Here is a 25,092-nt window from a genome sequence, read left to right on the forward strand (position 1 = left end):
CTAGAGGAATTTTAGTCTGATGCTGTGGAAGGTGCTGACTTCAATTCCTTTTTTCTTGCCATTATTTTATCATAATTTTCTTATCTTTTATTTCGAAGGTTACTTCTCCGGTTTTTTCTAAATTTTGAAGAAGCGTTTGAATATCATCTTCCCGTTTTAAAGTACCTGAAAACAAATAATTCTTCTTTACATCATTTTCAAAATCCACTTCAGCATCATACCATCTGGAAAGTTGATGCATCATGGCTTGCAACGGCTCATCGCGAAATAGGAATATTCCATCTTTCCAAGCTATAGCATAATTCACATCGACCTTTGTAATAACCAGATCATTATCAGAACCCATATTAACTGCCTGTTCACCCGGCTTTAAAACTTTACTAGAGTGTTTATTATGAATAGCAACACTACCTTCAACCAATGTGGTATAAAGGGCCTTATCATTTTTATAGGCACTTATATTAAATTCGGTTCCTAAAACTTCAAGCTCCTGTTCTTTTTGTTTTACGATGAAAGAATCTCCATCATGTTGTGTACTGTGTGAGACATTAAAATAGGCTTCCCCATAAACCAATTCAACTGTTCTGGGCTGACCCGCAATAAACTGTACCGGATATTTTAATTTTGATTCTGAATTGAGCCAAACTTGAGTACCATCTGAAAGTTCTACAAAAAATTTCCCCCCTCTAGGTATTGTTAAGTAATTATAAACAAGCTCTCCAGTATTTTTATCCTTAGTATATAAAAGGTGATTGCTTACAAAGCTTGAATTTTTGCCTTTATAAACGGTTTCTTTAGAAAGTTCGATTTCTTCTCCATTTTCAAGGCCTAAAATAGCCTTATCTGAACCGGAAACTATATTATTTCCTAATGCTGAAGGATCCTCAGTAGTTTTAAAAGTATCAGGTAAATTATAAAAAACGCCCAATCCAAAACCTATTAAAAGAATGGCGGCAGCAGCATATTTTAAAAAATTTTGCTTTTTAGATTTTGAAAAATAAATCTTGCTTTTCAAAGCTTTCCAGTCTTCTACAACATCAATATCCCCCAAAATCTTCTCTCGTTCAGCCCAATAGTTGCGATCGTTAAAATCTCTAAAGAGTTTATCCTGATCCTCTTTAGTTATCAAATCGGTATGAGGATTAGCTGTATTTTCTTTACCCTTCAAAATAAAATTTGAAAGGCTTTTACAATACGCTATTATCTCTTTAAAATCTAACATACTTGACAGTTCTACTGTTAAGACGATCAAATATTAAAGTAGGGTTAAAAAAAAGTTATTTTTTTTTTAAAATTAAAAACATATAAATAAAACTACCCGAAAATAATTTAAGAAAATATGGATTACATTGATTAGAAATTGCTACTTGCCATAACTAAGAGAAGGAAGTGATAGTGCTCTTTTAATAAGGGGCGCATTTTTTTATAAGCAATCTTTTTCTGAGCTTTAACGGTATTTATGGAAAGTGATAGACTGTCTGCAATTTCTTGATTAGAATAATTTTTAAGGCTCAATTTTATTATTTGTGCACATCTATATGGTAAACTATTCGTTGCTTTTTCAATAAGAGTACTTGTTTCTACATGTATGATTTCCTTATAAAAAAAACGGTCTGATTCCAACCATTCAAATTCTTCAATGGTAGATTGCGAATCCATTACACGAACATACTTAGACTTTAAGACATCTAAACATTTATTTTTCACAGCTGTGTACAGGTAGCTTTTTGCAGCATTCATTTCTATGAAATGAATTTCTTTTTCCCAGACTTTAACAAAAACCTCCTGCACAGCATCTTTAGATGCTTGTAGATCAGATAAATAACTTTTTGCAAAAAGACATAAAGATGGATAAAGTGCCTTATAAAGCAACTTGAATTCGTTTATATCCAAATTTGAGTCATTCAAAACATAAAATTTTGCTAAATATATAATCTTTAAAATAAAGATATTACATAGTCTAAATAATTATGGATTTACTATTATTTAATTCTAAAATTTCTAATCTTGAAATTTAAAAAACAATTTTTCAGATTATCTCATTTTATACGAAATAAAACTGACCTCCTCACATATTTAGGTACTGGTCGTAACTAGAGAATCTGGGCTATTTTTATTGATTTCAATGTACTCATCTCTGAAGGATTCATTGAAGCTTTCTATAAATGGGTTTTCCGGGTCATAAGAAGTCTAATTCCACCTTGTTTTTATAAGCCCATTTATCCAATACTTTACTGATAAATTCACTTCCATTATCGACTTTTATGCGTTTAGGATAAAGTCTTGTGCCAGTAACTAAATTATCTATCACCCCAACAACATCACTTTCTTTAGGGGTATAATAAAACACACTTTTCTGTAGCTATATTAGGCGTACACAACGGTTGATGGAACTATTATATTCCATACGAATATTGCTGACCATCTCCCGTTTTCGAGATGGCCTCAGAACTTTTTTTTAAGTAAGTCATGAAGAATCTGTTTGTCAAGACTTAAATCAGCTACAAGCTTTTTAAGCTGAGCATTCTCCTCTTCCATGTTCTTGAGTCTTTTCAGTTCGGAGACACCTAGACCCCGTATTTTTTCTTCCAATTGTAAAAGGTAGCCTCGCTGATTCCCATCTAGCTACAGACCTCAGAAAGACGCGTTCCCGTCTCAACCTTCTTGATCGCAAATACTATCTGTGACGCGGTAAATTTGATCGTTTCATAAGCAAATAATCTATTTGAAGTTAAACATTTATTTGCCCAGAATCCTCTAGTTTTTATCAGTCCGATTTAATGGGAGGAGGTCACATTAAAATATCCCCATAAACAGGGAGTAAATAAAGCCATAAGCTAGGTATCTTGCAGAAAATTAAACGCGATTCTAAAGATCATCGATTATGATACCTACCGAACAAGCTCATAAATACATTTCCAGATTTAAAAAAGCTGATCTAAAAAAAGAAGATTTCCATCAATTTTCAGCACCGTATCAAAAACTGGGTTGGGTACTTACTCAACTCAAAAAAGACCAATACAATTACTATACGGCTTCTGATTTAACAGCCAGTTTTGCGGCACCAGAAACGATGAATCCTTGGTCTAGCAAAGAAGGAATGCAATTGGGTGTGTTTTTGTTTGGAGAAATTCAAGCACCCTATTTAGGTATGATGTGGCAGCTTATCGACTCCCTTCCCTATCAGGAAGGTTATGCTAGAAAAGCATTTAGGTCGAAAGCCAGCTTCCAGCTGCTCACTAAAAAAATCAACATCTTTAGACGCTTTTTAAGCCTGAGCCGTTTAGGAATGGGCAGCTTACCACTTCAAGAGCAATTGCAATACAGCACCTATTACGATCGCGGAAACAGCTACTTCTTTGCTTCTATCTTCACCCAAAAACCAGAACTGGTAGCTGAAGTGGTAGTTGATATCATTCAGGGCGAAGACGAGATAGGTGGTGTTAGTCACGATCTTATCAAGGGCCTATTGCTTACCCCAGCACAAAAAAACTGGGAACTGGTAGGCAACTTACTCCTTGCAGCGCAACGGCAAGAAGGCTTGCGACAAACTATTTTAGAAAGCTTAGATGAGACCCATTTAGGAGCGCTTAAATACATTATCAATCTTATTTTAGAAAATGACCTGGCCCGTTTTAGTAGTGTGGTAAGAGCTGTAAATGTATGGTTTGGTTTTAATTGGGAAGCACCTAAAAAAGCTACGGTGAATCGAATCCTACAGCTTGCCCAAAGCTTAATTCATAATAGCGATAAAGTTGACGAACTCCTTAACAGCAGAGATAATATAGAAGTGTATGTAGCACTTTGGGCTGTAGGGATTATAGATGTAGATTTGGCCAATCAAAAAGCTTTAAATCGGGTATATCAAACAGAAAATAGAGACACCAAACTAGCAGCGCTTTATTTTGTATCGCAAACCGGCAGGACCAACACCTCTATTGTTGACTATTTTAAAAAAGAGCTGGGTAAAGATCCGGCTATCGATCATTGGGTGATTTTAAATTTACCCCAAATCGAATTGGATACCGACCTTTTTCAACGCGTATATGAAGTCGCTCAAGCTATTGAAAACGGAAAAGCACAAAAATCAGGAAAAATATTTTCGTGGTTTGACTTTCAGCCTACTTCAGAATCGTTTTTCAATTTTCTTATCAATCAGGCTAACCAAGAACAATTAGCCCTGCTCGCTGATGATATTGATCAACTTCCCTCGGTATATAGAGAAAATTACATTCGTAAAGTGTTTCCCAACAGTCATCGCTATTATTGGGGCAAAAAAAGTGCACCACAACCGCAAGCCGATTACGATTACGAACGCGGTTCCTGGAAACGAAACTTAGCGCATCAAGCCATTAAAAACCGAAATGAAACCGTAATGGCTACCGGTATTCAACTCTTTTATGTGATGCCGCTCTATGAAGAAGACCTACTGCTTGCTGAAGAATTACTAAGTCGTAAAAGTAAAACCTTACGTTCGGCTTTAATAGAATTGGTGGTCCATCAACCTGAACCCATTTTACAGACCACTACCCTTCATTTAATAGAAGCTAAAAATGTAAATCAGCGTTTAGCGGGACTCGAAATTTTATCGATTTTAGATAACGAGGATCAATATCCCGAGTTTATCAACCAACAAATAGAACGCTACAAAGCCCGTCCCAAACACTCCAAAAATGAACAAGTCTTCCTGGACAAATTCACCAAGTCTGAACACGCAAATACCTTTAGTACTGGTTTTGGAGCTGTAGACTACAGCAATCTGAGTCCGCTGTATATACCCCAACCCAAATTTCAAACCAAGACCAACTTTTTCGATAAGCTGGGTATTGTAAGTTCCGCAGGAAAAAGCAATAAGTTAAGCGCTTTTATCAACCCTAAAAAAATTAGTGAAGCCGTAAATAATTTGATTAAACGCATCCATGAGCAGCGCAATTATGAATACGAGCGAGAAGGCTATCAGGGAGAAACCACTACCCAATTATTAGGACAGGGCATTCACGATATTAAAGAATTAGAAGACCCTACCCCTTTAGAAGAATTGCATAACCTCCCCTTAGCCAAGCTTTGGATAGAATGGTATGAACATAGCCAACTAAACGATTATGAAATGTATATGGCTATTCGTTTTATAGCCAATGCCAATAACCCGTACAGTTACTACAGCACGCTTATTCCGTTTGGCAAACAATACATTCCCAATCTCGAAGCATTAGCCATAGAGCATAATCCACGTTCGTATTATGGAAAAAATCAAGTGTACTTAAAAGTTCTAAAAAGGCTCTTCAAAGTTTACCAAGACCAGGCTAATTTCATCAATTTCAAATTAGATCTCTTAGAAGATATAATTGCTAATTTTCCCGAAAAGCATAAAAAAACAGGCTTTAAGCAAAATGACTATTCCATACAATCTTCCAATTGGACGAGTATAGCTTCGCAATTTATAGGAGGCCTGGATGAAGATGAACTAGAGAATGCCAGCCTGGATCAACTAAAAAAGCTTTGGGATTTGCACCTGTACTTAACCGCTCAATACCTGGGGCATCCTAACCCGGTTTCGCAACTTCAGGAAGTCGCAGCAGAAAAAGTTAAAAATGCCAGGGACATGCCTGCTCCCAAGATCGAGGTAACCATTAAGTTGTATCAAAACAAGCTGATCAATGAGGATGATCTCTTGTTTCAGGCGCTATATTCCGGAGAATTGATGTCCATTATAGACGGTGGCTTCAATTACCGCATCCGCAGCGGTAGAATTCCTAAAAATCCAATTCCGCCACACGTATTTGCTCCCCTTAAAACCAATCTCCTGCAAATCGAATTGGAACGCGGTGATTTAGCCACAGAAGCTTCAGATTATATCGGGCATATACAAACAGTACCGGGCACCCATTACGTATTTGAAATTTTACAACGCTTAGGCAAAGAATCTTTTGAACGCGGGTATAGCTATTATAACGACAGTAAAAAATCAAAATTCAGTGCCATACTTAGAAAAAGCATTCCCGGTGAATCAGAGAGTTATGCCGATTTTGTAGCGCTTGCTGACGAAGCCAAAATTCCCAAAAAACGCTTAATCGAACTGGCGTGCTATGCCACACAATGGGCAGGTTATGTAGGTGCATATCTGGGGTTAGAAAAGTTAGAAGATGCCGTTTGGTGGTTTCAGGCGCACGTTTCAGACTATATGAGCAGTGAAAAAGAAACCCTCATTTCCCGGTATTCCAACATTCCAAAATCAGATTTTGCCATCGGCGCTATTGATATCGATTGGTTCAATAAAGTCTATAAAAATCTAGGAAAATCAAATTGGAAAATTTTACACGATGCGGCCAAATATATTTCTGATGGAAACGGTCACCGTCAGGTAAAATTATATTCCAGTGTGATGTTGGGCGAAGTAAAAATCACCGAAACCCTTAAAAAAATCAAAGAAAAACGCGATAAAGATTACGTTCGGGCTCTGGGCTTAATTCCGCTTAGTAAAACCGTCCCCGAAAAAGATTTATTAAAGCGCTACAACCTCTTGCAGCAGTTTTTAAAAGAAAGCAAACAATTTGGAGCCCAGCGTCAAGAAAGTGAAAATCTAGCTGTGACAATTGCTTTAGACAACCTATCCAGAAACGCAGGCTATCAAGACCGCGTACGTTTCAGTTGGGCGATGGAAGCCAAAGCAACCCAGGAAATTATGGAAAATGCTACCCTAACCCTTGATGAAACCCAATTAAAACTGGTCATTAACACCTTAGGTAAAGCAAGTATTCAGGTAACCAAAGCCGGAAAACCCTTAAAATCAATCCCAGTAAAGTACCGCAAAGAAAAATCGGTTATTCAACTAAAAGAGCATAAAGCGTATTTAACGCAACAATACAAAAGAACGCGTTTGTCCTTAGAAAACGCGATGCTTAATGAAGACCCGTTTACCGCTGCAGAAATACAGAAGCTTATGCTGCATCCTATTGTAAAAGCAATGCTTCACCAATTGGTCTTGTTTGCTCCAGAAAAAGAAATCAGCGGTTTTTATAAAAACGGCACCTTAACCAACGTAGCCGGAAAAACACACCCGTTAGCCAAAGAAGAGGTCTTGGTTATTGCCCACCCTGCTCATCTTTTTCAAACTGTAGCATGGGATTTATACCAGAAACACCTTTTTGCCGAGCGCATCGTACAGCCTTTTAAACAAGTATTTAGGGAGTTGTATGTGATCACCCAAGAAGAACGGGAAACCGGATACCGATCTAAACGCTACGAAGGGCATCAAATACAGCCTAACAAAACCGCAGCTTTATTGCGCAGCCGGGGCTGGACGGTTAACCGAGACGAAGGCTTGCAAAAAGTCTATCATCAACGCGGATTTATGGCTACGATGTATGCTATGGCCGATTGGTTTTCTCCTTCAGATGTAGAAGCACCTACACTAGAAGAAGTGTGTTTTCATACGTTAACCGACTATAAGCCCATTCCGCTTAGCGAAATCCCACCGGTAGTCTTTAGCGAAATTATGCGCGATATAGACTTAGTGGTGAGCGTCGCCCACGTAGGTGGTGTAGATCCTGAAGCCAGCCACAGTACGATGCAAATGCGTGCAGCACTGGCCCAAGAATCTGCGAGACTCTTTAAGCTTGACAATATTGAAGTTAAAAACCGCCATATTTTAATCCAGGGAAAACTCGGTGAATACAGCATTCACTTAGGCAGTGCACAGGTAAGTAAAAACGGATTGGCACTTTCTATCCTGCCCGTACACAGTCAGCATCGGGGCCGTCTATTTTTACCCTTTGTAGATGATGATCCTAAAACCGCCGAGCTTATTTCTAAAATGAAACTCCTGGCCGAAGATCATAAAATACAAGACCCTACCATTTTGGCACAAATCAATAATTAACAGTAACATGAGGGCGTTCCCCACTCCCGTGGGGCGCGCTTTCTGTTACAAGTCCGCGTGCTCGCGCACTGTGGGCTTTTCACGACAATCGCTAACGCAAAAGTCACGTTCACTATGCAACTCACGTTACATTTAAAAAGATTGGGGAAGAAAAAGGTAAAAAAGGTACCCTTCACCCTGGCAGAACCCCCACAAACCTTAGAAGACCTACTTATCGCTTGTGTAAAAAATCAAGTAGCAGCCTTTAATAACAAACGCTTAGCAGTAAATGTAATTGGCTTTTTAAGTCCGTCAGAAATTCAAGACCAGGCTACAAGCGGAAAAGTAGATTTTGGCGTCTTAGGCAATAAAAATTTAGCTAACGAGCAAGAAGCCATCGATAATGTACGCATTGCCTTTAAAGACGGTTTATTCCTGGTGTTTATCGATGATGAAGAAGTTACCCAGCTGCAAGCACCGCTACAGCTTACTTCCCAAAGTGTTGTGACCTTTATACGAATGACCTTTTTGGTAGGTACCTATTGGTAAACTACAACGTGTTGAATCCCTAAAAATTCCTGATCATAAAGATTGATGATGCCAAGCACAACTAAAACTTTTAGATCAAATCTATCTTCCACTAAAATGCAAAAAGAATTAGCTCACTTAATATGCAATATGCACAGCTGCTGGTCTAAATTGCTCGTAGAAAAAGAGCTGGGGAATTATGCGCCAAGTATTTGGCAAGTAAAACTGGCTGCGGAAGCGATTACCATCAATGCGGCGAACAAAACCTTTGCGTTTAAAAATGCCGAATTCTCTTTTGATGTACATCTGGAAGAACCCCATAATACCGGAATAAATTATATAAATACCATTCCGGTTTATGGGAAAGGAACCTATGCTTTAGATGAAAAAAATCAAGTACTGAGAATTTTGAATTTGGTGTTGGATCACTAGTAAACTACTTCGGGGCAAGCCCGCGAAGCATTAAGCTGAACAATATATTTTTAGAACGAGACAAGTCTCGGAGCATTTAAATCTCGATTATCGAGTAAATACATTCCAAATCTGTAACTAACTTTATTCTTTCGGGAGTTTAAAAAGCTGTTCCCGATTTATTGGGAAGTAGCGGGTTCCTTTAAATCGAGGATTAGAAGGTATCATGGGTAGCGATGGATACATACGCGCTCGTGCAGCGCGTTTTAAACGCATTCCCCCATCAAAAAGTGAATGGATTTCATCTTCATCGTTGATGTAAATCGGTTTTTCAACCCAAGTTATTACCTGACCATAATTGGGTTGTACTAATAGCTGATTGTAAGGGGTATCCTGAAGCGAAAAGCTATAGCTATGCCCTTCTTGTTCACCAATAGCTATAGCTATCCACAAAGTATCACCTTTCTTTACCTGCAAAGAATAAACACTATCGCTTTCTGTTTTAAACTTTTCAGAGGCAATAAAAGTAGAGGCATCAAAATCTTTACCCGTTTTTACGCATATGCGTTTAGGGTCAAGCTTTCTAAAGTAAATCAACAGCTGTTCATCAGCAACAGCATCAGCATGGCTTCCGTAAAGCTTTATTGCATCCTGATCTGCAGTTGTGGTTGCATAAGCCGTATCGTTTTTCACCGTAAATGTTCCCTGAAAATAATTGACCGCGTCTGTTTCAGCAGCTGGCTTTTTAACTACAAATTGCTTTCTTTTAGCATTCATTCCTAAGATCACAGGAGCATCTGTATCAGCACTCTTAAAGAAACCGTGGTATTTATCTAATTGGTTATCCTCTGTAGTTTGCGCATGAGTAAAGCCACTGTAGCAAATTAGAGAAATGAGTATGGTACGTTTAAGCTGTTTAACTAGCATGTTTTAGTCGTTTTAGTTTAGGGTAATTGATACGGCCAAAGAACTCAATTTTTGGCCTAAAAAACCACCCTGTTTTCAGTGATTTTAGGTCTTTTAAGGTGAAAATCTTTAGAAACGGCAAGCTTCTTTGTGGGTATAGAACATTCAAAACAAGCAGCGTTTTAAGCAGTATTTCTATTGAAACAATATCAAATCCTGGGCTTTTATAGGTACTTTGGTTCCGTCTTCCCTCATAAACTGCCAGACGCCTTCGCGTTCAAAAGGTACCGGAAACTTAAAGCTCATTTCTTGGGTACGACTATTGAAACGGTCGTAAATCCCAATGACATACAAGGGCTTTAATAGCTCTCTTCCATCAGCAGTAATAACGCCGTAGCGGTTATTCTTGATGGTTAAAAAGCCATTTCCGCTTTCTTCAGGATACACCTTATCAAAATGAGGAGGAACTAGAATTTTTCCTTCAAGAGATGCAAACCCCTCTAGCATTTTTCCGGTAGCTTTATCTTCTTTTAACAACAGGAGATAGCGCTCAAATTCAAGAATTGGGTAAAACAGGGTTGCTTTGGTATCGTAAATTACCGGAACCATAAGTTCTCCTGCTGCATTGGCATACCCAAATTTCAATTGATCGGTGCTGTCTTTTTGAAATAGGATAAAATTTCCATTTTTCAATTGTTGAATTTCCGAATATCCCTCGTTAAGCAAAAGCTGTTTTCGCTTATAATCATAAAGATACATTTTCCCGTTTTTTTGAACGCTCAATAAAGAAGTGCTGTCATTTAAAAGCACGTTTGTAAACGGAAGTTTTTCTTTTTTATGAGCTTTTACCGAATAGCTGTAATACAAGCTGTCTCTCTCGTGCAGTAAAAACGTAGCGGCATCCAATGCTTCGATTTCCGCATAATGTACCGGAAGTATTTCTTTACCTTCCTCATGCATAAGACCTGCCTGGGTTTGATAATTCCCTACTTCTTTTACCACTTTTATAAGCTGGGGTTGCGCTTCAAAAACCTGAATAGATTTATAGTTTATCGGTAGGATTAACGTATCTTCTTTTAAATCATAAAGGCCTTGATCACCATAATCCTCTTTACTTACAAGCATTTTTTGATGTGGCAGAAATTTAAGATCAACATAATTATCAGCAATCATAGTATGGGTATTTAGATTGTAAAGTTTAGTCTTTCCGTCTTTCTCTAAGCTGATTAACCCTTTACTTTCTGCTCTGGAAACATAAGGCGTACGCTGCCCATTGCTTAAAAAATAGATCTTATCATAGGTTGGGCGAATACGTTTACCAGTTTTTGGAATGTAAAACCCATATTTTTCATTGGCGGTTAGTTTAAAAATAGATTCCGTTTTATTCTCGGCAGTTTTCATTTCAGTCATGATAATCTCATCATAACCAGGAGGCAATACTTCTGTATTCTCCCGATCAAGCACGCCAACTTTTCGGTTTTTTCTACTGATAAAATAATCACCTTGCACGCGTAATTGGCTTTTATAACTTGGCGGAATTATAGCCTTGCCCAACGTATCTATAATTCCAAATTTTTCATCTTTTTTAATCGAAAAATAAGGCCCCGATTGAAAGCTTGAATACGAATTATAAATTCCTGAATATTCAAAAGGAATGACTTCTTCTCCCTTGCGGTTAATCACCCCATAATAACGGTGATCATCTATGGTTTTTGCGGCGATTAAATGTCCGTTTTCAATCTGAAAGCTATCATACTCAGGGGCGGCAAATTCTTTTTGCTGCGGAATATTTATAATAACGTTTTTCCCTTCTTTTCTAAATGCGGCAACCCACTCATCATTTCGCATATTTGAATGGATGTGTTGATAGTTAAAAGGTACCAACACTTCATTCTTGAGATTGATAACGCCCCATTTTCCATTTTTTTCAGCATAAAAATAATCGGGCTTTTTGCCACAACCGCTGCAGTAATCAAAATCATCGTATTCAAAAGGGATGATCACCTTGTTGTGTTCAGCATCATAAACACCCCATTTTTCATCCTTTTTTACATTAAAATAGCGGGGACCTAGTATTTGAACACGATCAAATTCAAAGGGAACTATTAGGTTGCCCCAGGTATCGGCATAGGTTGTTTTTCCTTCTTTTTCCAGTTTTAAATAACGATCATACAGCAATGCGATGGTATCATACTCCGGTTGCAATACCCATTCAGCTGAATCATTCAGCATGCCATAGTTTCCGTTATCAAGCTGTACAATGCGCATGAGTTTTTTCTCATTCTTATATACGCTTAGCATTCCGTTATTCGTAGGAGAAACGCTGTCTATTGGCTGAAATTCGTGTATCAAATTTTTAAACACGCGTTTTCCATTGGTGTTGATAAAAAAGGTGCTGCTGTCTTTTTCTACCCGTGCTATGCCTTGAAAAAAACGAGAGCTTTTATCGAAGCTTACCGTATCAATAGGCGTTTTAGCAGCACTCATCGATTGACGGGGTACGCTTTTGGCACTATCACACGCATTTAAAAACAATAGGGCAGCAAGTCCTAAAATGGAGTAATTAAGATTGGGGATGATTTTCATTTGTTTATTCTTTTTCTTTCTAGCATGGGTACTACAATTCGTACACAAAACAAGCAATCAAGCGTTTAGCATCATCGCGATGGTACCTTGTTGCTTTTGGTCGATTTTAATAGTTACGGCCAACACAGTGTTTTTTTTTCAAGTGCAACTCGAGCCCAAAAGAACTGATTTTCTAAAACTAAATGCACCCGGTTTTCAGGGTTTGTGAATTTTTTAAGAAGCGCGTGTATTCAAAAATCCCCAAGCGTGAATCTTAAATTTCACGGAATACAGGTATAAAATCCTGCTCATTAACCTCCAAATTTGTAATCAAATTAAAACGATAAAATGATGAATTTTAAGACCATGTTGCAGTTACCTGTTTTAGAGACGAATGAAGTTTTAAAAATACTTCAGGAAGTTGCAGACCATGAGCGCAAACAGGAGAACCCAAATATGCCAAAGATTAGCTTTAGCAATACAGAGGGTACCATTTCGGGTTACTTTATAAATTACGATCGCGATAAAGGGGTGGTGTTAATTGGAAATTGGTACGACAATGAGGCCGATTTGCAATATGTAAGTTTTCATAGTATTTCGTGTATTATGTTGCAAAACGTAAAAGATTACGTACATCTGCTATCTGATGGGAAAATACCGTTTACGCCCAGACCAGAAGAGGTGCCCACACAGCTTCAGCTTAAAAAAGAACTAAAAGCTGCTGGTGTAGCACTTCAGGAACCGCTGGGAAAAGCATTGAGCATCGTGTTTAATGCGGGAGAAAACCCAAGCGATACCCAAAAATACTACGCTAAAAAAGCGATTGATTTACTACAAGAAACGCTCGTTATCCTTGCCGAAAACAACCTGGCAAAAGAAGCCTTCTCTGAAACTGTTGATGCTATTGAGTTTGAATTTGCAAAGGCTAATACGATTGAATTAAGCGATAGCGTGCTTCGCATTTCTTTCAATCTGGAAAAAGGATGGAAAAGCGTGTTGAGTAAAACCGAACTTCAAAACGCAATCGAAAAGAATTTATAACCTTAACCCTACTGATGATGTCACCTAATACCGTTATAGACCGTATCGAACTTCTTTTAAACAAAGATGAACATACCCAACATCAATACCTCTTGCAGCAATTTGATTATAGCATTTCTGCTGCTTACCCTATAGCTGATGAATCTGAAAAACGAATAGATGTGCACGCCTCGGGCTGCAATCGGGAAGAACCAGACGAACTGTTTTTAGAATGGATCGCCAACCACCCCGGTACATGGTCTGGTGTGGTACACATTTTCTTTAAAAATGAAAAAGCTCCCGGTTTAAGCATTCATTTTAAACAGTCTATTCTAAATAGCTATAGCCAATCGTTTACCGAAAATAGTGGCTATCAACAAAACGGCTATTTTGCCGCACAGCTAAAAGAGGTTACCATCAATCAATTACAGATGAACTAGTTACTTCTCTATACTTCCAAAAAACCAACAGAGACTGGCTAAAAAGTGACTAAACCGTCATTCTGAATTTAATTCAGAATCTCATCAAACTCATTATATCAGTAGGAGAACCTGGAACCTGCCGTCTCCTAGTCGGGCTTGTTTCAGGTTCGCATCCTCAAGACTTTGTTTTTTATCACAGTATAATATTCCAGATCAAGCCTTACTCACCAGCTCTCGCCCGGACTGACCCGCATAGCAATTATTACAAATTAGAGGTCACGAATCTTACTTTTAATCATAAAAAAACGGAAAGCTGGATGCAGCTTTCCGTTTTTTATATAAACTCCTAACTTCAGGCGATTATAGATTATTTTCTAAGTATTCTTTAATAGCAATATCAGGAAAATAACCGCTGTGGTGACCACCCCAACAGGCAGTAAGCGAAAATACACCGTCTGCTATTTTCAATTCTTTCTTCTCTTCTGCGCCTTCATTAGGTATACAATAAACCGCAACAGAATTGATGGTTTCCTGCACCGCTTCTTTCCCCATATCATCTGCACACACTTCTTTAAAAGCATCGGTAAGACGTTGCAAACACACGCTAGGTACAAACTTCATAAAGTCCAGTTCAAAAGTGTCCCAGTTGATCGTTACCGGAACTTCTTTCCCTACAATCTCGTTAATTTCTTTTTGGTACTCTGCTACATATTGATCTTCAATTGCTTTCGCAGTTTTCTTTTCTTGTAATCCCATAATTTTTTAATTGTAATTAATACTTCAAATGTATAGGTTAAGCTAATGGGAAAAATGACCTGTTTTAATGAATGTAAAATCTCACGGAATTCCGTGATGGTGTTCCCTGAATTATGCTTTAGATTAGTTTATCTAAACATGATTTGATACACTGTCTATTACCGGAAGTTGCAAGCCAACCGATAGGATGATTTAGACAATGCCTACCTGCACTAGGCTTAGTCGAAGTGTAGCTTATACAATCAAAAACGAGTAACAGATGAAAACGATTATCTATATCGGTATGCTAATCCTTGTGATCCTGGGTGGTCTCAGCTCGTGTGCGCGCCTGTTTGGCGGGATGAGTAAAGACAAAGCTGCAAAAACACTTGACCGCTATTTAAAAAAACATACCCAACAAGCATTAGGCTTTTCCAATCTAACCCGGTTTTGGAATGAAGGGAATATGAATCCCAATATGTTTAGTGTGGAAATTTTTGATGAGCAAACGCCCGAAATTCGGTTTGGTTTGCATTTTGACGCTAAATTGATGAACGAAAAAGATTCGCTTAAGCAGGGGGGCTTTCAAACACAATCCATTCAGGAACAGTACAACGAAGTGGAAGCCGATTTCCGCATCAAACAACGTATGATTGCTGCTTTAAAAAAGCAAGGCATAGCATTAGACTTTGACTACTATAACGCGCAACTTCAGTTTAAAAACACGCCTACTCCAGAGCTTCTTAAAGAAACGCTTACCGCCTTAATCGCAAGGATGAACACCAACAAAAGTGATTTATTGAGTTCTCATTATTTTGAATTCAACCTACAAACACCTCCCTACTCTACTGCTGTTTTACAAGCCAAAACCACTTCTGAAGAACATGAGGATTGGAAACTGACTTCTTTTAGTCTGAATACGCAAGCAGAAGATTATAAATTGATCGAAAAAAGCATTGAACAAGAAACGACCCATTATTTAAAGCAACTCGATCATCAATACCAAATGCACCCGGCAAGTAAGGTGTATGTAAATACAGACACTTTTAAAGAAGCTGTTTGGATTCAGTTTTTAAGTGATGCATCTGAAGCCGATGATACGCTTGTTAAGCGTTCGATGGCACCGGTAACAGCAGTTATTTTTCAGTATTTCAATCCTGAAACGCATCACATTATCCTTACTGAACTGACTCCTATACCCCATCCAGACTCTTTTGAGGCCTATTGGGAAGGTATAGAAACGCAGCTGCCGTTTCCTACCCATTGGTAGTTCAATTAACCAACTTAAACGTCTGATGCAGCACGTACAACGCCTACTAAAAACTAAACAGTACTAGATAATACTGGAAATTAATAGAGTAACTAATCATCAAACAAGCCCGATTCGATAGCATATTTTACCGCTCCGGTGGTGGTTTTTGCGCCCGTTTTTAAAAGGATGTTTTTACGGTGTGTTTCTACCGTGTTGACAGAAATAAAAAGCTGTTCTGAAATTTCTTTAGAAGTGAGCTCCTCTCCCAACAGCTTTAATACTTCTTTTTCCCGCGGAGAAAGCTCGATGTTTTTATACTTTTTACGTTCAAAAACACTCTCCATATACCGTTGTTTAATGAGGTCTGAAAAGTATTGCTCCCCACCCAGCACCTTGCGCACCGCTTTTTGCAGTTCTTCTTTACTGGTAAACTTGGGTACAAATCCGTGTGCACCTTTTTGAATCACTTTATGCACCGTACGGTGATTGTCGAGCATACTCAACATAATTATTTTGATCTCGCTATGGTTCTTTTTAATTGCTTTAAGCAGTTCTATACCATCCATTTTGGGCATACTGATGTCACTGATAATCAAATCAATTTCAAACTGCTTCAGCAAACGCAAGACTTGTTTACCCTCTGTAGCCAAATGTATTTCATCAATTTCAGGCATATCCTGTAAAATGGTATTGATGCCTTCTAAAAACATGAGGTGATCGTCTGCGATAATGATGTTTATCTTTTTCAATAGTTTTAATTTAGAGGTATATCAAGGGTTATAGACGTTCCGCTTCCCGAGCCGCTGTCTATATCTAAACTTCCGTTTACTTTTTGTAAGCGCTCGCGGATGTTGCGGAGTCCAATTCCTTGTTTTTTGGTTTTCTGAAAGCCTTTCCCGTTATCGTTAATCACAATATTAAGATGGTCTTCGTGTTTGGTGAGCTGTACTTCTGCCTGGGTAGCTTCGGCGTGTTTCAGGATATTGTTGATCAATTCCTGTACAATACGATACGCATCGGCCAGTAGCGCATCGGGCAATTCATCAATTTCTTCTTCCGGAAATAAAAAAGTTTGGATAGTCAATTCGGTTTTTTGAGTGATCTGTTCAATAAAATCATTGAGAAAACTACTAAAGCCTATTTTTGAAAACGGCAACGGATGCAGTTGATGCGACAGTCCGCGTACATCCATACAGGCATTGCTAATCGCTTCTAATAAACGTTTTGCCTTGGGTTGTTCTGCAGCTCCTTCTAAATAATGCTCCAAGGCGATTTTTATACCGGCCAGATCGCTACCTATACCGTCGTGGATCTCACGTGCCAACCGGGCACGTTCTTCCTCCTGCCCTTCCTGGTACCGCTCTATCACAGATAGCTTATGATCTTTGATCATTTGGTTGATGCGCTGTCTCGCATTTTCTTCCTGCTGTGAGTTCAACTCTTTTTGAACTCGCAGCCGCTGGATGTAAAAGAGGCGCAACAGGATCAAGGTAATCAAGACCAAAACAAAACCGGCAATAAATGCATTACGTACAATACGCTGGCGTTTTAACTTCAGTGCGGTCTTTTGTAATTCGGCCTCGCTAAGCTTCTGCTCATTTTCCAGAAGTTTAATGCGGGTTTCTTTTAACTGCGTTTCGTAGCGTTCCTGCAGTTTGGCCACGTACTTTTCCTTATCCAGTGAGTTTTGTGTTGTGGTAAGTTGTACCCCTTTGTCGTAATTCTCAAGGGCTTGTTTATAAGCACCCTGATCCTGATACAGCTGGGACAGGTTTTTATAAATTTCAGCATTATACTGAAGTAATGATTGCGCTTCCCCGATTTTTAATGCCTGCTCAAAATAATCAATGGCTTCCTGCGTGTTGCCCAGTTTGCTTTCAGAAAGTCCCAAGTCGTTCAATACGATAGCGGTATCTGACTGAAATTGAAGTTCTTTTAAAAGCCGCAGTGTTTTTTTTAAGGAAACCACCGCTTCGGCATAGCGTTTTTCTTCCACAAGCATCTGCGAAAGGTTCATATGAACATAGGCTATAACCGCTTTATTTCCCTCCTGCTCCCGGTAATTTAATACCGTCTGGTAATGCTTTCTGGCTTCTTCAAATTTCCCTTTTTCTTTTAAAATATTGGCAAAATTGAACAAAGTGGTAAGCACCCCATCATCGTCCTTTAATTCCCGATACAAATGAGCTGCCCGGTCTAAACTTTCTGAAGCTTTTATATAATCGTTTTGCAATACGTAAAGGGTAGCTATATTTTGGTATGCGTTGGCTTCCTGTTGCTCATCGTTTTGAGCTTCAGCATAGCTTAAGCATTTGACAAAGCCATCCATGGCCTTAGGGTAGTCACCCAGGTTTTTATACCCCAAAGCCAGCAGGTTGTAACACGCTGCGAGTCCATTTTCTACCTTATTCTTCGTTAAGAGCTTAATAGTTTGCTGTGCGTGAAATACCGTGCTCTTGTAATCTCCCGTGATGTTTCCCAGGTTCCCCAATGCATAATGTGCCCGTGCCTCTTGAAGGCTTAACTGCTTGGCCTGAGCAAGCTTAAGCCATTGGGTAGCGGCTTTTTGGGCCCGCTCGGGTTGGGTATTTAAATGTTCCCGATAAAGAGTAGCCAGGGAATCTATTTTAGGAGTAGGGACTTCTTGCCCTAAAATTCCCTGAGTGAGTACCAGACAACCAAGCACAAGGACAAACCGGTATGTTAGAATTTTTAGCATTACAACAGGTTGGGCATCAGGAGAAATAGGTGGCTATTAAACGGGATTTTAAATGCGCTAAATCCTGAGCCTCTACTGCTTCTAAAGGCTGTTCAAAACGAGAGGCAGCTTCCAGAAGGTTGTGTCTTAAAAAGAGTTCGTCTTTATAAAAGTCTTTCACCATTTGATGCTGCTCTTTTAAATGGTTTTCCTCTGGATTTTCTGTGCTTAAGAGCATCGCACTATATCTTATAAAATCGGTCATATTTTCTGCTCCTTGGGCACTTTTTTTAAGAGCTTGCGCAAGGTAATTAATATCTCGAGGATAATCGAAAAAAGCGCGGTAAGGATAAGAAGCTATTAAATTTAAACAGGCTTCTGTTGCTTGTTTATGATGCGTGGCGGCACTCAGTAACGCGGGATAGGGATGATCTACTTCCCAGATTCGGGCTTCGGGAACCTGTGCTTTTATTTCCTCATAAATGTCCAGACTCAGTTGGTGATCATCTAAAGCTTCTCGTGAAGCGCTAAACGCCAACTTATAATAGACGCTTGCATCGGGTGAATTTTGCGCTGCAGCTACCAGAGACTTTGCTGCTGCAGTCTCGTTTCCTATGATCCAATACACCAAGCCATTGTTTCGGTAATCAATATACGTCTCGGGATCGGGAACCAAATCACCTTCTGAGGCGGGACGAAGCCCCTCGGGATTTTCTTTAAAATCATAAAAACACAACCACTGAAATACGGGATAAAGTTCTGGATCTAATCGACCTTGCTCGTGGCAATAACAGGCATACTGGTAGCATTTTTCATAATCGCCCATTTCAAAAAGCACTTCCATACTCAGGTTCATGGAATTGCAGTAATCGCTGCTTCCCAATTCGTAAAATTGCACTTCGCGTTCGATGTCCTGAAAGAAAAGCTCGTAGTTCTTATTTTTACGATGAATCACCGCACGCCAGTAGTACATCCAGGCGTGAAATGCTGACTGCTGATAATCTTCAATCCCTTCATTAAAAACGCTTAAGGCTTCTGCTACCAGCCCCATTTTGAGCAATGCTATTCCTCTAAAACACGTGCTTTTAGCATTGGGAAAATGCCGCTGATGAAATTGATTGACCACGTGTAAAATACCCTTAGGGTCATTTACCCGATCATTCAAATCCATTAAAGTTTGTAAATAATCGGTGGCCGAAAGGCCTTGTCTAAAGGCCTCATTAAAGGCTTCTGCCGCTTGTGGATATTCGGCTTGAAAGAAGAAGAATTTTCCCTTCAATTCTAACAGTAACGGATTTTTAGGATGCAGTTCTAAGCCTTGTTGCAGGCAATATGCCATTTTCTTCAAGTCTTTAGAATAGAAATAACAGGACTTCCCTATGAGTAAATAGTGGTGCTGTGCCCGTTGCCAACCTGCATGGGTAAGGGCTTGCATATAGGCGCTATAGTCTGAAAAGTCGTTAAAATCTTCGGCCGGAAACTCGGGAGCTTCCGGAAATGACAACACTTCTGCAACCATATCATACATCATAAAGGCTTTGGCATAATCGGCCAGTAGGTTGCGGGTTTTAGTTGCCAATTCTACAAACTTCCACTCCGCTCGCCATTGGTCCCGAACCGCTACCGATCTGTTTTGCCAGATCGCCAATTGAATTTGAACGTGGTAGCCTTCGGCTTTTGATAATCGTGGGTCCAGCTCCAAGCCTTTTAATACCGATGTATTGTGTGTCGCTGAAGCCAAATCAAGTAGCGCTGTTGCGTCAACCTCTTGTTCAGTATGGCATAATTCATCTAAATATTCCTGTTCGATTTCCCATAACAAGAAACGCAATTCGGTAGCGCCCGGATAACATTCTAAAACGTATTTAAGCACTTGTACAGCTTCATCATAACGCTGCTCGTGCTTCAATTTTAAGGCATAATGAAGGTGTAAGGTTTCGTTATACGAATACGCCATCAGTGCTTTTTCATACAATTCTTGCGGACATTTATGGTAAAAACTGCAGATCAGTTCATAATCTGAAGCTTCTACCACGCCTTCATTTTCCAAGGCTTCCAGGTAGGTTTGCATCGTGGCTACATCTACCGCTTCAAAAAGCGTTAGAAAGCGCATATACAACCGATAAAACCGAATACAAACTTCTTGATCCTGTGCTCCTAACGCATCAAAATTCTCTTGAATCACCACAATGTGCGATTCTAATTGATGATGGAGTCGCTGGGTATAGGCTTCTTCGGCCGCTGTAATATGTTTAAGTACTTCTTCTCGTGTCAATTCCATAATTACCATTCTTTAAACCAGTGGGGATAGTTGATGTGCATACGCTGGTAACATTCCCAAAGGGTTAATATTCCGGGATAGGAGCTTAAGTCCTGCTCGCCGCGTCCGTTCATAAATTCATCTCCAATACACACATTGCGGTGAAAAGCTCCCCAGCTATCAAATGTGTTTTTAAGAAGCACTTCTACATCACTTAAGCGTAAAGTAATCTCCTCGAATTCCATATAATTTAAAATCCCTCCTAAACGCATCAAGAACACGTATTTCGCAAGTTCGTAGCCTTTTAGTTTTTGATCTTTTAGGCTGAATCTATATTTCCATGCGAGCGTGTATTGATGCTCTTGGGTTACATTGTTCAGTGCGTTGTATTTGGTTTCAAAACTGCTGGTGGTATCCAGACGCAAGCTCGCTGCTAACTTTTCAAAAGGAGCAGAAACTCTCATCCCCGTTTCATATTCAAACAGTGCACTGCGCAGGTGCAAGCCTGAATGGATGCCGTAATACTTGAGCAGGCGTTTTGCAGATTTAATGTGCCACTCGTTAATCAGGTTGAAGCCAAACCAACTTTCAAGATCTACTTCATCGGAATGTTTTTTTAAAAGCAAAGCCGAAAAGTTCAATTGCTTCTGGATTTGGGTTGTGATTTCTTCTGTATTCATCGGTTATGCGTTTAAATCGGTCACTACGTGTTGTAAAGCCTGGGTGAGTTTTTCGGGATATGCGCCAGAGGCCGCCATCATTTCCAGCCCTTGTGTATAGCTTAACGCCATAGAAGAACCTTTGACCAGCGTCACAAAAAGGCTTCTACCCAGATTTCCATAAGCTTCATAAGTACTACCGGGAGCGGCTTCCAGGTCGATAATCAATAGGTACAATACCTGATGCATGTTCATTTTAAGTGCGGTATCTTCTTCTAACAAGGCTTTTAGTTCAGCCTCATTTTTCGCTAGAAATGTCTGGTAAACACTGCTCGCTATTCCGGAGTTTTGGTAGTTGGAAAGCCCTATAATCACCTGCTCTAAAATCTCTTTACTCAGTGGCGCTTCAGAATCGAATGCTATAGCTGCTGGTTCTATTGCCGCTTCTTCTTCTTCGCCGTCATCATCAATTCGTTCTTCTTCTATTGCTGCGTCCTCCTCCTCACTTAGTGTTTTGGTGGTTTTTTCTTTTTGAAAATAATAGGCGTAGAACGGAAGAATCTCATTTTCTAATTGCATTTGATGGAAGGCATTAATCTCTGGACCGTTGATGTAGTCGTATAAAATTGTCACTACATTTTTAGATAACTTCTCGGGTTTTAAGTCGTGTAGCACATGACTGATATGCGTCGCGATGGCTGAACCTATGCTGCCCAATTCAGAATAAGAATCAGAACCTTTACTGCACATTTTTAAAAATTTATACAGTCTATACAGTATCTCATCAGGAAAACTTCCCTTCTCTTCTGCATTAAAATAAGCTGCTAAACGCGCTCCCTGAGATTTCAATACCGCATCTACCCATAAAAACTCTTTCCCCAGGCTGTAGTAATACTCATTTAAAAACAAATACCAATTTTGGATGATTTGTGGCGTCAAGTCGGTTTTTTCATTTACGTAGTGAAATTTTGCAAAATCCTCGCATTGGGCTACAACGCTGCTTTGAAGATTCTTTAATGATGCAATCTCATTCACTTGGGCAAAGGTTTGGGTATGCCTGTAAACTGTCGTTAAAATTTCAACACAAAGCTGTACTCCGGTTTCTCGTAAATAGGGTTTTGTTTCTCTTGCAGAATAAGCTATGCTTATTAGATAATCGTATAAAACAGCGTTACGTTCTTCACTGATCTGTTCTTTTAAATTGCTGCGGAAATCGTAAAGACAAAGCAGTAAAAACTGATTTAATGGATCTGCCAAGCCTGAAGCTTGATAGGCAGGCAACCCATCTTTAAGGGAAGTAAGCTCACCCAACACATGAGTAAGCACATACATCCCGGTGACTTGAAACGCATTCCCGTCTTTGCTCATTACGGGCAATTTTTTGGCTTGCCAGTCTGTAAGCAAATGCGAAAACACCTCATTGAAATAGGCTTTTTGTCGCAAATTCTTTTGAGCAGCATTACACATCTCAAACCAGAGTGAAATTGACTTTACCGGCAATTCACGGGCACTATTTACTGCGAAAACGGCTTTCCCGTAATTATCAAAAGCCTCCCGGTTAAAATTGGTTCCCTTATTGGCCAATAACCAATCTTGCAGTTTGTAAAAGCCCGCTTCTGTTTGTGCTAAAGGAATGTTTTTATCTTTTAAACTGAACAGCAACACGTCACTCTCGTCCCATTCTTTCTCGGCAAATGCAGTAATCAAGGGGTATTTCCCCGCTGCGGTGTGAAGATTCAGGTACTCAAGACTTTCATCTTCTGTAAAAAGTACGCGCTCTACCAAGCGTTGATGGGCGTGTATGGCCCAATCCTCATTTGCTGCATAAAACGACGCCAACTCTTCGCTTAACCAAGGTTTTAAAACTTCGAAAGCTCCCGGTTTACCTGGTATACTTACCGGTAAAACCTGATGCATACTTTCCAGGAGCAACTCCCAACTGCCTTTATAAAAATGTTCAACAAAAATGGCGTTTAATCTAAATGGGAATTCCTGTAAAACCTCGTTCTCGTCTTTGGCAAAATAGGTTTCGGCTAATAATTTGAAGCTTAAACACTGCTGCACCAAAAAATGCGACGTCTGGTAATCGCGAAGATCAAAAGCGCGATGGAGTAAAAAACGCGCTACCAGTAAGGAAGCTTCAGATTGACTATGAATCAATACCGACAAGACTTCAAAAACCTGTGCTTGCCTTTCTTCTGAGATTTTTTCTGACTGTAAAAATGCTAATCCAAAATAAAGAAATTCAAGGAGTTTTTCGGTATGCTGTTCATCCGGAAAAAATCCGTTTTTCAGTAAAGGAAGCCAAGAAGCTACCCAATCAAATCCCTGAGCTTCATCGGCATAAATTTCAGGATGCTGATAAATCTGTTGGGATAAAGCTGCTGAAAAGTCAGGAGTCACAGCTTGATTTCCCAGATTTTCTTTTAGTTCTAAATAAGAAGGGGAATCTTCAGCATTCATCAATTGCAGCACCTGCAGCAAAGCTTGCTGCTCGGCAGTTTCTAAATCTGAAAGATCCAGCTTGGGTAAAAGTCGATCGTTAAAGAGTGCTGAAGCACTCGCGTTATTCAAATTATCATCCACGATTTTAAGTTTGTTTTATTTAGAGTTCACACCGGCTAAGTTGCGAAAGTCGATACCTGTTTTTTATTGAATTTGATCGGTTAAGCAAGCTTAGTACTCGTCTTCAAACTCTTCAAATTCCTCAGAATGCAATAGTTCTTCTAAAAAAGCATTTAAACTTTCGGCTTCCTGATATCCAATTTCCTGATCGGCACCAAAACGTATGACCTGTCCAGGAATTCCCTTTTCTGTAGGTGCAAAATCTAAAGCGATAAAATTACCGTTGTACAAATCGAAAAACGGAATCCAATAAGGTGTGGTGTACATCAACAAGGTCTTCCCTTCATTGGTGCTGTAGGTATCTAACAATTCTTCTTGCGTCCATTCGGTATATACGCTTTGCCAGTCTCTCCACTCTTTTAGCATAGATGCTGCGCTTAAAAAACGGGTGTTTTCAATGCCGTTGTGCAGGCTTAAAAAATCTTTAAGCAGCTGCGGAACTGCAAAACCCGCTTCTGCTTCAAATTCGGCATAAAGCTTTTGATTATCGGTTGGGGGAATCACCTTCCACGCATTTTTGGCTACCAGTTTTTCAAAATTTGCTTTTATCGCTTCAAAATCATAATCGGCCGCTAACTGAATAAAAGGTTGTATAAAATCGGCTTTTTCTTGGGCTAATTGTTCTGCAATAAATGCATTCGGAATCGCATCGGCGATAAATTCTCCCGTAGCTTCAAAAATCTGCCCGTGCTTTTGAGTAGTAATTGGGCTGTAACTGTAGCTATTGCTTGAAAAGTTGAATAATTTTGGCTTGGCCAGATCTTCCTCATCATCGTTGATACAAGCATACCACTGCTTAAAAATTGCCGTCTTCTGAATGGTTGCGGTGTGTATTTCTTTACCTTCTAAATAAGCAACACCGTAAAAATGAGCATTGGTGTTCAGATCGGGCGTAATTAGCAACAGTTTTAAAACTTTTTTGCCGGAGAGCTTTTCAAAGGCCGTTAACAGGGCATCTCTAAAGGTAAAACTGTTCTTATAACTTTCAGGATCTGTAAGCTCCGGAAGCGTGGTTATACTAATGGGTTCAAAATAAAAATCCTCCCATTTCTTGTGATATATGTCCTCGTTATAGGCAATTGTACTGTTCATAATAGCTTCATTTTTTAAGAAAACGAAGGTATTGGAGAATGGCTTGCCATGTATCCCTGAA

The 25,092-nt window shown here is 39.3% G+C and carries 17 protein-coding genes; 6 read left to right on the plus strand and 11 right to left on the minus strand.

Features of this window, described 5'->3' with window-relative positions; all coding sequences use genetic code 11:
• Positions 1-61 precede the first annotated feature (61 nt).
• Positions 62-1,168 carry a FecR family protein gene (locus DSM03_RS15000; RefSeq protein WP_161567105.1) on the minus strand — a complete coding sequence of 369 codons (1,107 nt, stop codon included), beginning with the start codon at positions 1,166-1,168 and terminating at the stop codon, positions 62-64.
• A 185-nt stretch (positions 1,169-1,353) separates the two neighbouring features.
• Positions 1,354-1,908, minus strand: coding sequence for an RNA polymerase sigma-70 factor (locus DSM03_RS15005; protein WP_236638927.1), 555 nt, complete (start codon positions 1,906-1,908; stop codon positions 1,354-1,356).
• A gap of 976 nt (positions 1,909-2,884) precedes the next feature.
• On the opposite strand from DSM03_RS15005, the gene DSM03_RS15010 reads away from it, so the two are divergent.
• The 3 genes from DSM03_RS15010 (at position 2,885) to DSM03_RS15020 (ending at position 8,818) form a co-directional block, all read left to right on the plus strand.
• Positions 2,885-7,879: a DUF4132 domain-containing protein gene (locus tag DSM03_RS15010; protein ID WP_128762570.1), complete on the plus strand. Its 4,995-nt coding sequence runs from the start codon at positions 2,885-2,887 to the stop codon at positions 7,877-7,879.
• A gap of 114 nt (positions 7,880-7,993) precedes the next feature.
• Positions 7,994-8,407 (plus strand): hypothetical protein, encoded by a 414-nt coding sequence (locus tag DSM03_RS15015; protein ID WP_128762571.1) that lies wholly within the window; start codon positions 7,994-7,996, stop codon positions 8,405-8,407.
• 96 nt (positions 8,408-8,503) lie between these two features.
• Positions 8,504-8,818, plus strand: coding sequence for a hypothetical protein (locus DSM03_RS15020; protein ID WP_128762572.1), 315 nt, complete (start codon positions 8,504-8,506; stop codon positions 8,816-8,818).
• Between the two features lie 123 nt (positions 8,819-8,941).
• On the opposite strand, the gene DSM03_RS15025 is transcribed toward DSM03_RS15020, so the two are convergent.
• Both DSM03_RS15025 and DSM03_RS15030 read right to left on the minus strand, forming a co-directional pair.
• On the minus strand, positions 8,942-9,724 hold the full coding sequence (locus DSM03_RS15025; protein WP_128762573.1) for a hypothetical protein: 783 nt from the start codon (positions 9,722-9,724) through the stop codon (positions 8,942-8,944).
• A 174-nt stretch (positions 9,725-9,898) separates the two neighbouring features.
• Positions 9,899-12,289: a WG repeat-containing protein gene (locus DSM03_RS15030; protein ID WP_128762574.1), complete on the minus strand. Its 2,391-nt coding sequence runs from the start codon at positions 12,287-12,289 to the stop codon at positions 9,899-9,901.
• Positions 12,290-12,616: 327 nt separating this feature from the next.
• Here DSM03_RS15030 and DSM03_RS15035 point away from each other — a divergent pair, with 327 nt between their 5' ends.
• Positions 12,617-13,309, plus strand: a complete 693-nt coding sequence (locus DSM03_RS15035) for a hypothetical protein (RefSeq protein ID WP_128762575.1) — start codon at positions 12,617-12,619, stop codon at positions 13,307-13,309.
• A gap of 14 nt (positions 13,310-13,323) precedes the next feature.
• Complete coding sequence (locus DSM03_RS15040; protein ID WP_128762576.1) at positions 13,324-13,728, plus strand: hypothetical protein; 405 nt, start codon at positions 13,324-13,326, stop codon at positions 13,726-13,728.
• Between the two features lie 342 nt (positions 13,729-14,070).
• Here DSM03_RS15040 and DSM03_RS15045 read toward each other — a convergent pair whose 3' ends face one another.
• Complete coding sequence (locus tag DSM03_RS15045) at positions 14,071-14,466, minus strand: hypothetical protein (protein WP_128762577.1); 396 nt, start codon at positions 14,464-14,466, stop codon at positions 14,071-14,073.
• Between the two features lie 259 nt (positions 14,467-14,725).
• Between DSM03_RS15045 and DSM03_RS15050 the strand changes: the two genes are divergently transcribed.
• Positions 14,726-15,715: a hypothetical protein gene (locus tag DSM03_RS15050; RefSeq protein ID WP_128762578.1), complete on the plus strand. Its 990-nt coding sequence runs from the start codon at positions 14,726-14,728 to the stop codon at positions 15,713-15,715.
• A 92-nt stretch (positions 15,716-15,807) separates the two neighbouring features.
• Here DSM03_RS15050 and DSM03_RS15055 read toward each other — a convergent pair whose 3' ends face one another.
• From DSM03_RS15055 to DSM03_RS15080, 6 genes are all read right to left on the minus strand, one after another.
• Complete coding sequence (locus DSM03_RS15055) at positions 15,808-16,446, minus strand: response regulator transcription factor (RefSeq protein WP_128762579.1); 639 nt, start codon at positions 16,444-16,446, stop codon at positions 15,808-15,810.
• A gap of 5 nt (positions 16,447-16,451) precedes the next feature.
• On the minus strand, positions 16,452-18,416 hold the full coding sequence (locus tag DSM03_RS15060; protein WP_128762580.1) for a tetratricopeptide repeat-containing sensor histidine kinase: 1,965 nt from the start codon (positions 18,414-18,416) through the stop codon (positions 16,452-16,454).
• A 16-nt stretch (positions 18,417-18,432) separates the two neighbouring features.
• On the minus strand, positions 18,433-20,676 hold the full coding sequence (locus tag DSM03_RS15065) for a tetratricopeptide repeat protein (RefSeq protein WP_128762581.1): 2,244 nt from the start codon (positions 20,674-20,676) through the stop codon (positions 18,433-18,435).
• A gap of 2 nt (positions 20,677-20,678) precedes the next feature.
• Positions 20,679-21,335, minus strand: coding sequence for a DUF1266 domain-containing protein (locus DSM03_RS15070; RefSeq protein WP_128762582.1), 657 nt, complete (start codon positions 21,333-21,335; stop codon positions 20,679-20,681).
• 3 nt (positions 21,336-21,338) lie between these two features.
• Positions 21,339-23,900, minus strand: a complete 2,562-nt coding sequence (locus DSM03_RS15075) for a hypothetical protein (protein WP_128762583.1) — start codon at positions 23,898-23,900, stop codon at positions 21,339-21,341.
• Positions 23,901-23,990: 90 nt separating this feature from the next.
• Complete coding sequence (locus tag DSM03_RS15080) at positions 23,991-25,031, minus strand: SMI1/KNR4 family protein (RefSeq protein WP_128762584.1); 1,041 nt, start codon at positions 25,029-25,031, stop codon at positions 23,991-23,993.
• Positions 25,032-25,092 lie beyond the last annotated feature (61 nt).

The organism is Leeuwenhoekiella aestuarii (assembly GCF_004104055.1).
GTDB classification, from domain to species: Bacteria; Bacteroidota; Bacteroidia; order Flavobacteriales; family Flavobacteriaceae; genus Leeuwenhoekiella; species Leeuwenhoekiella aestuarii.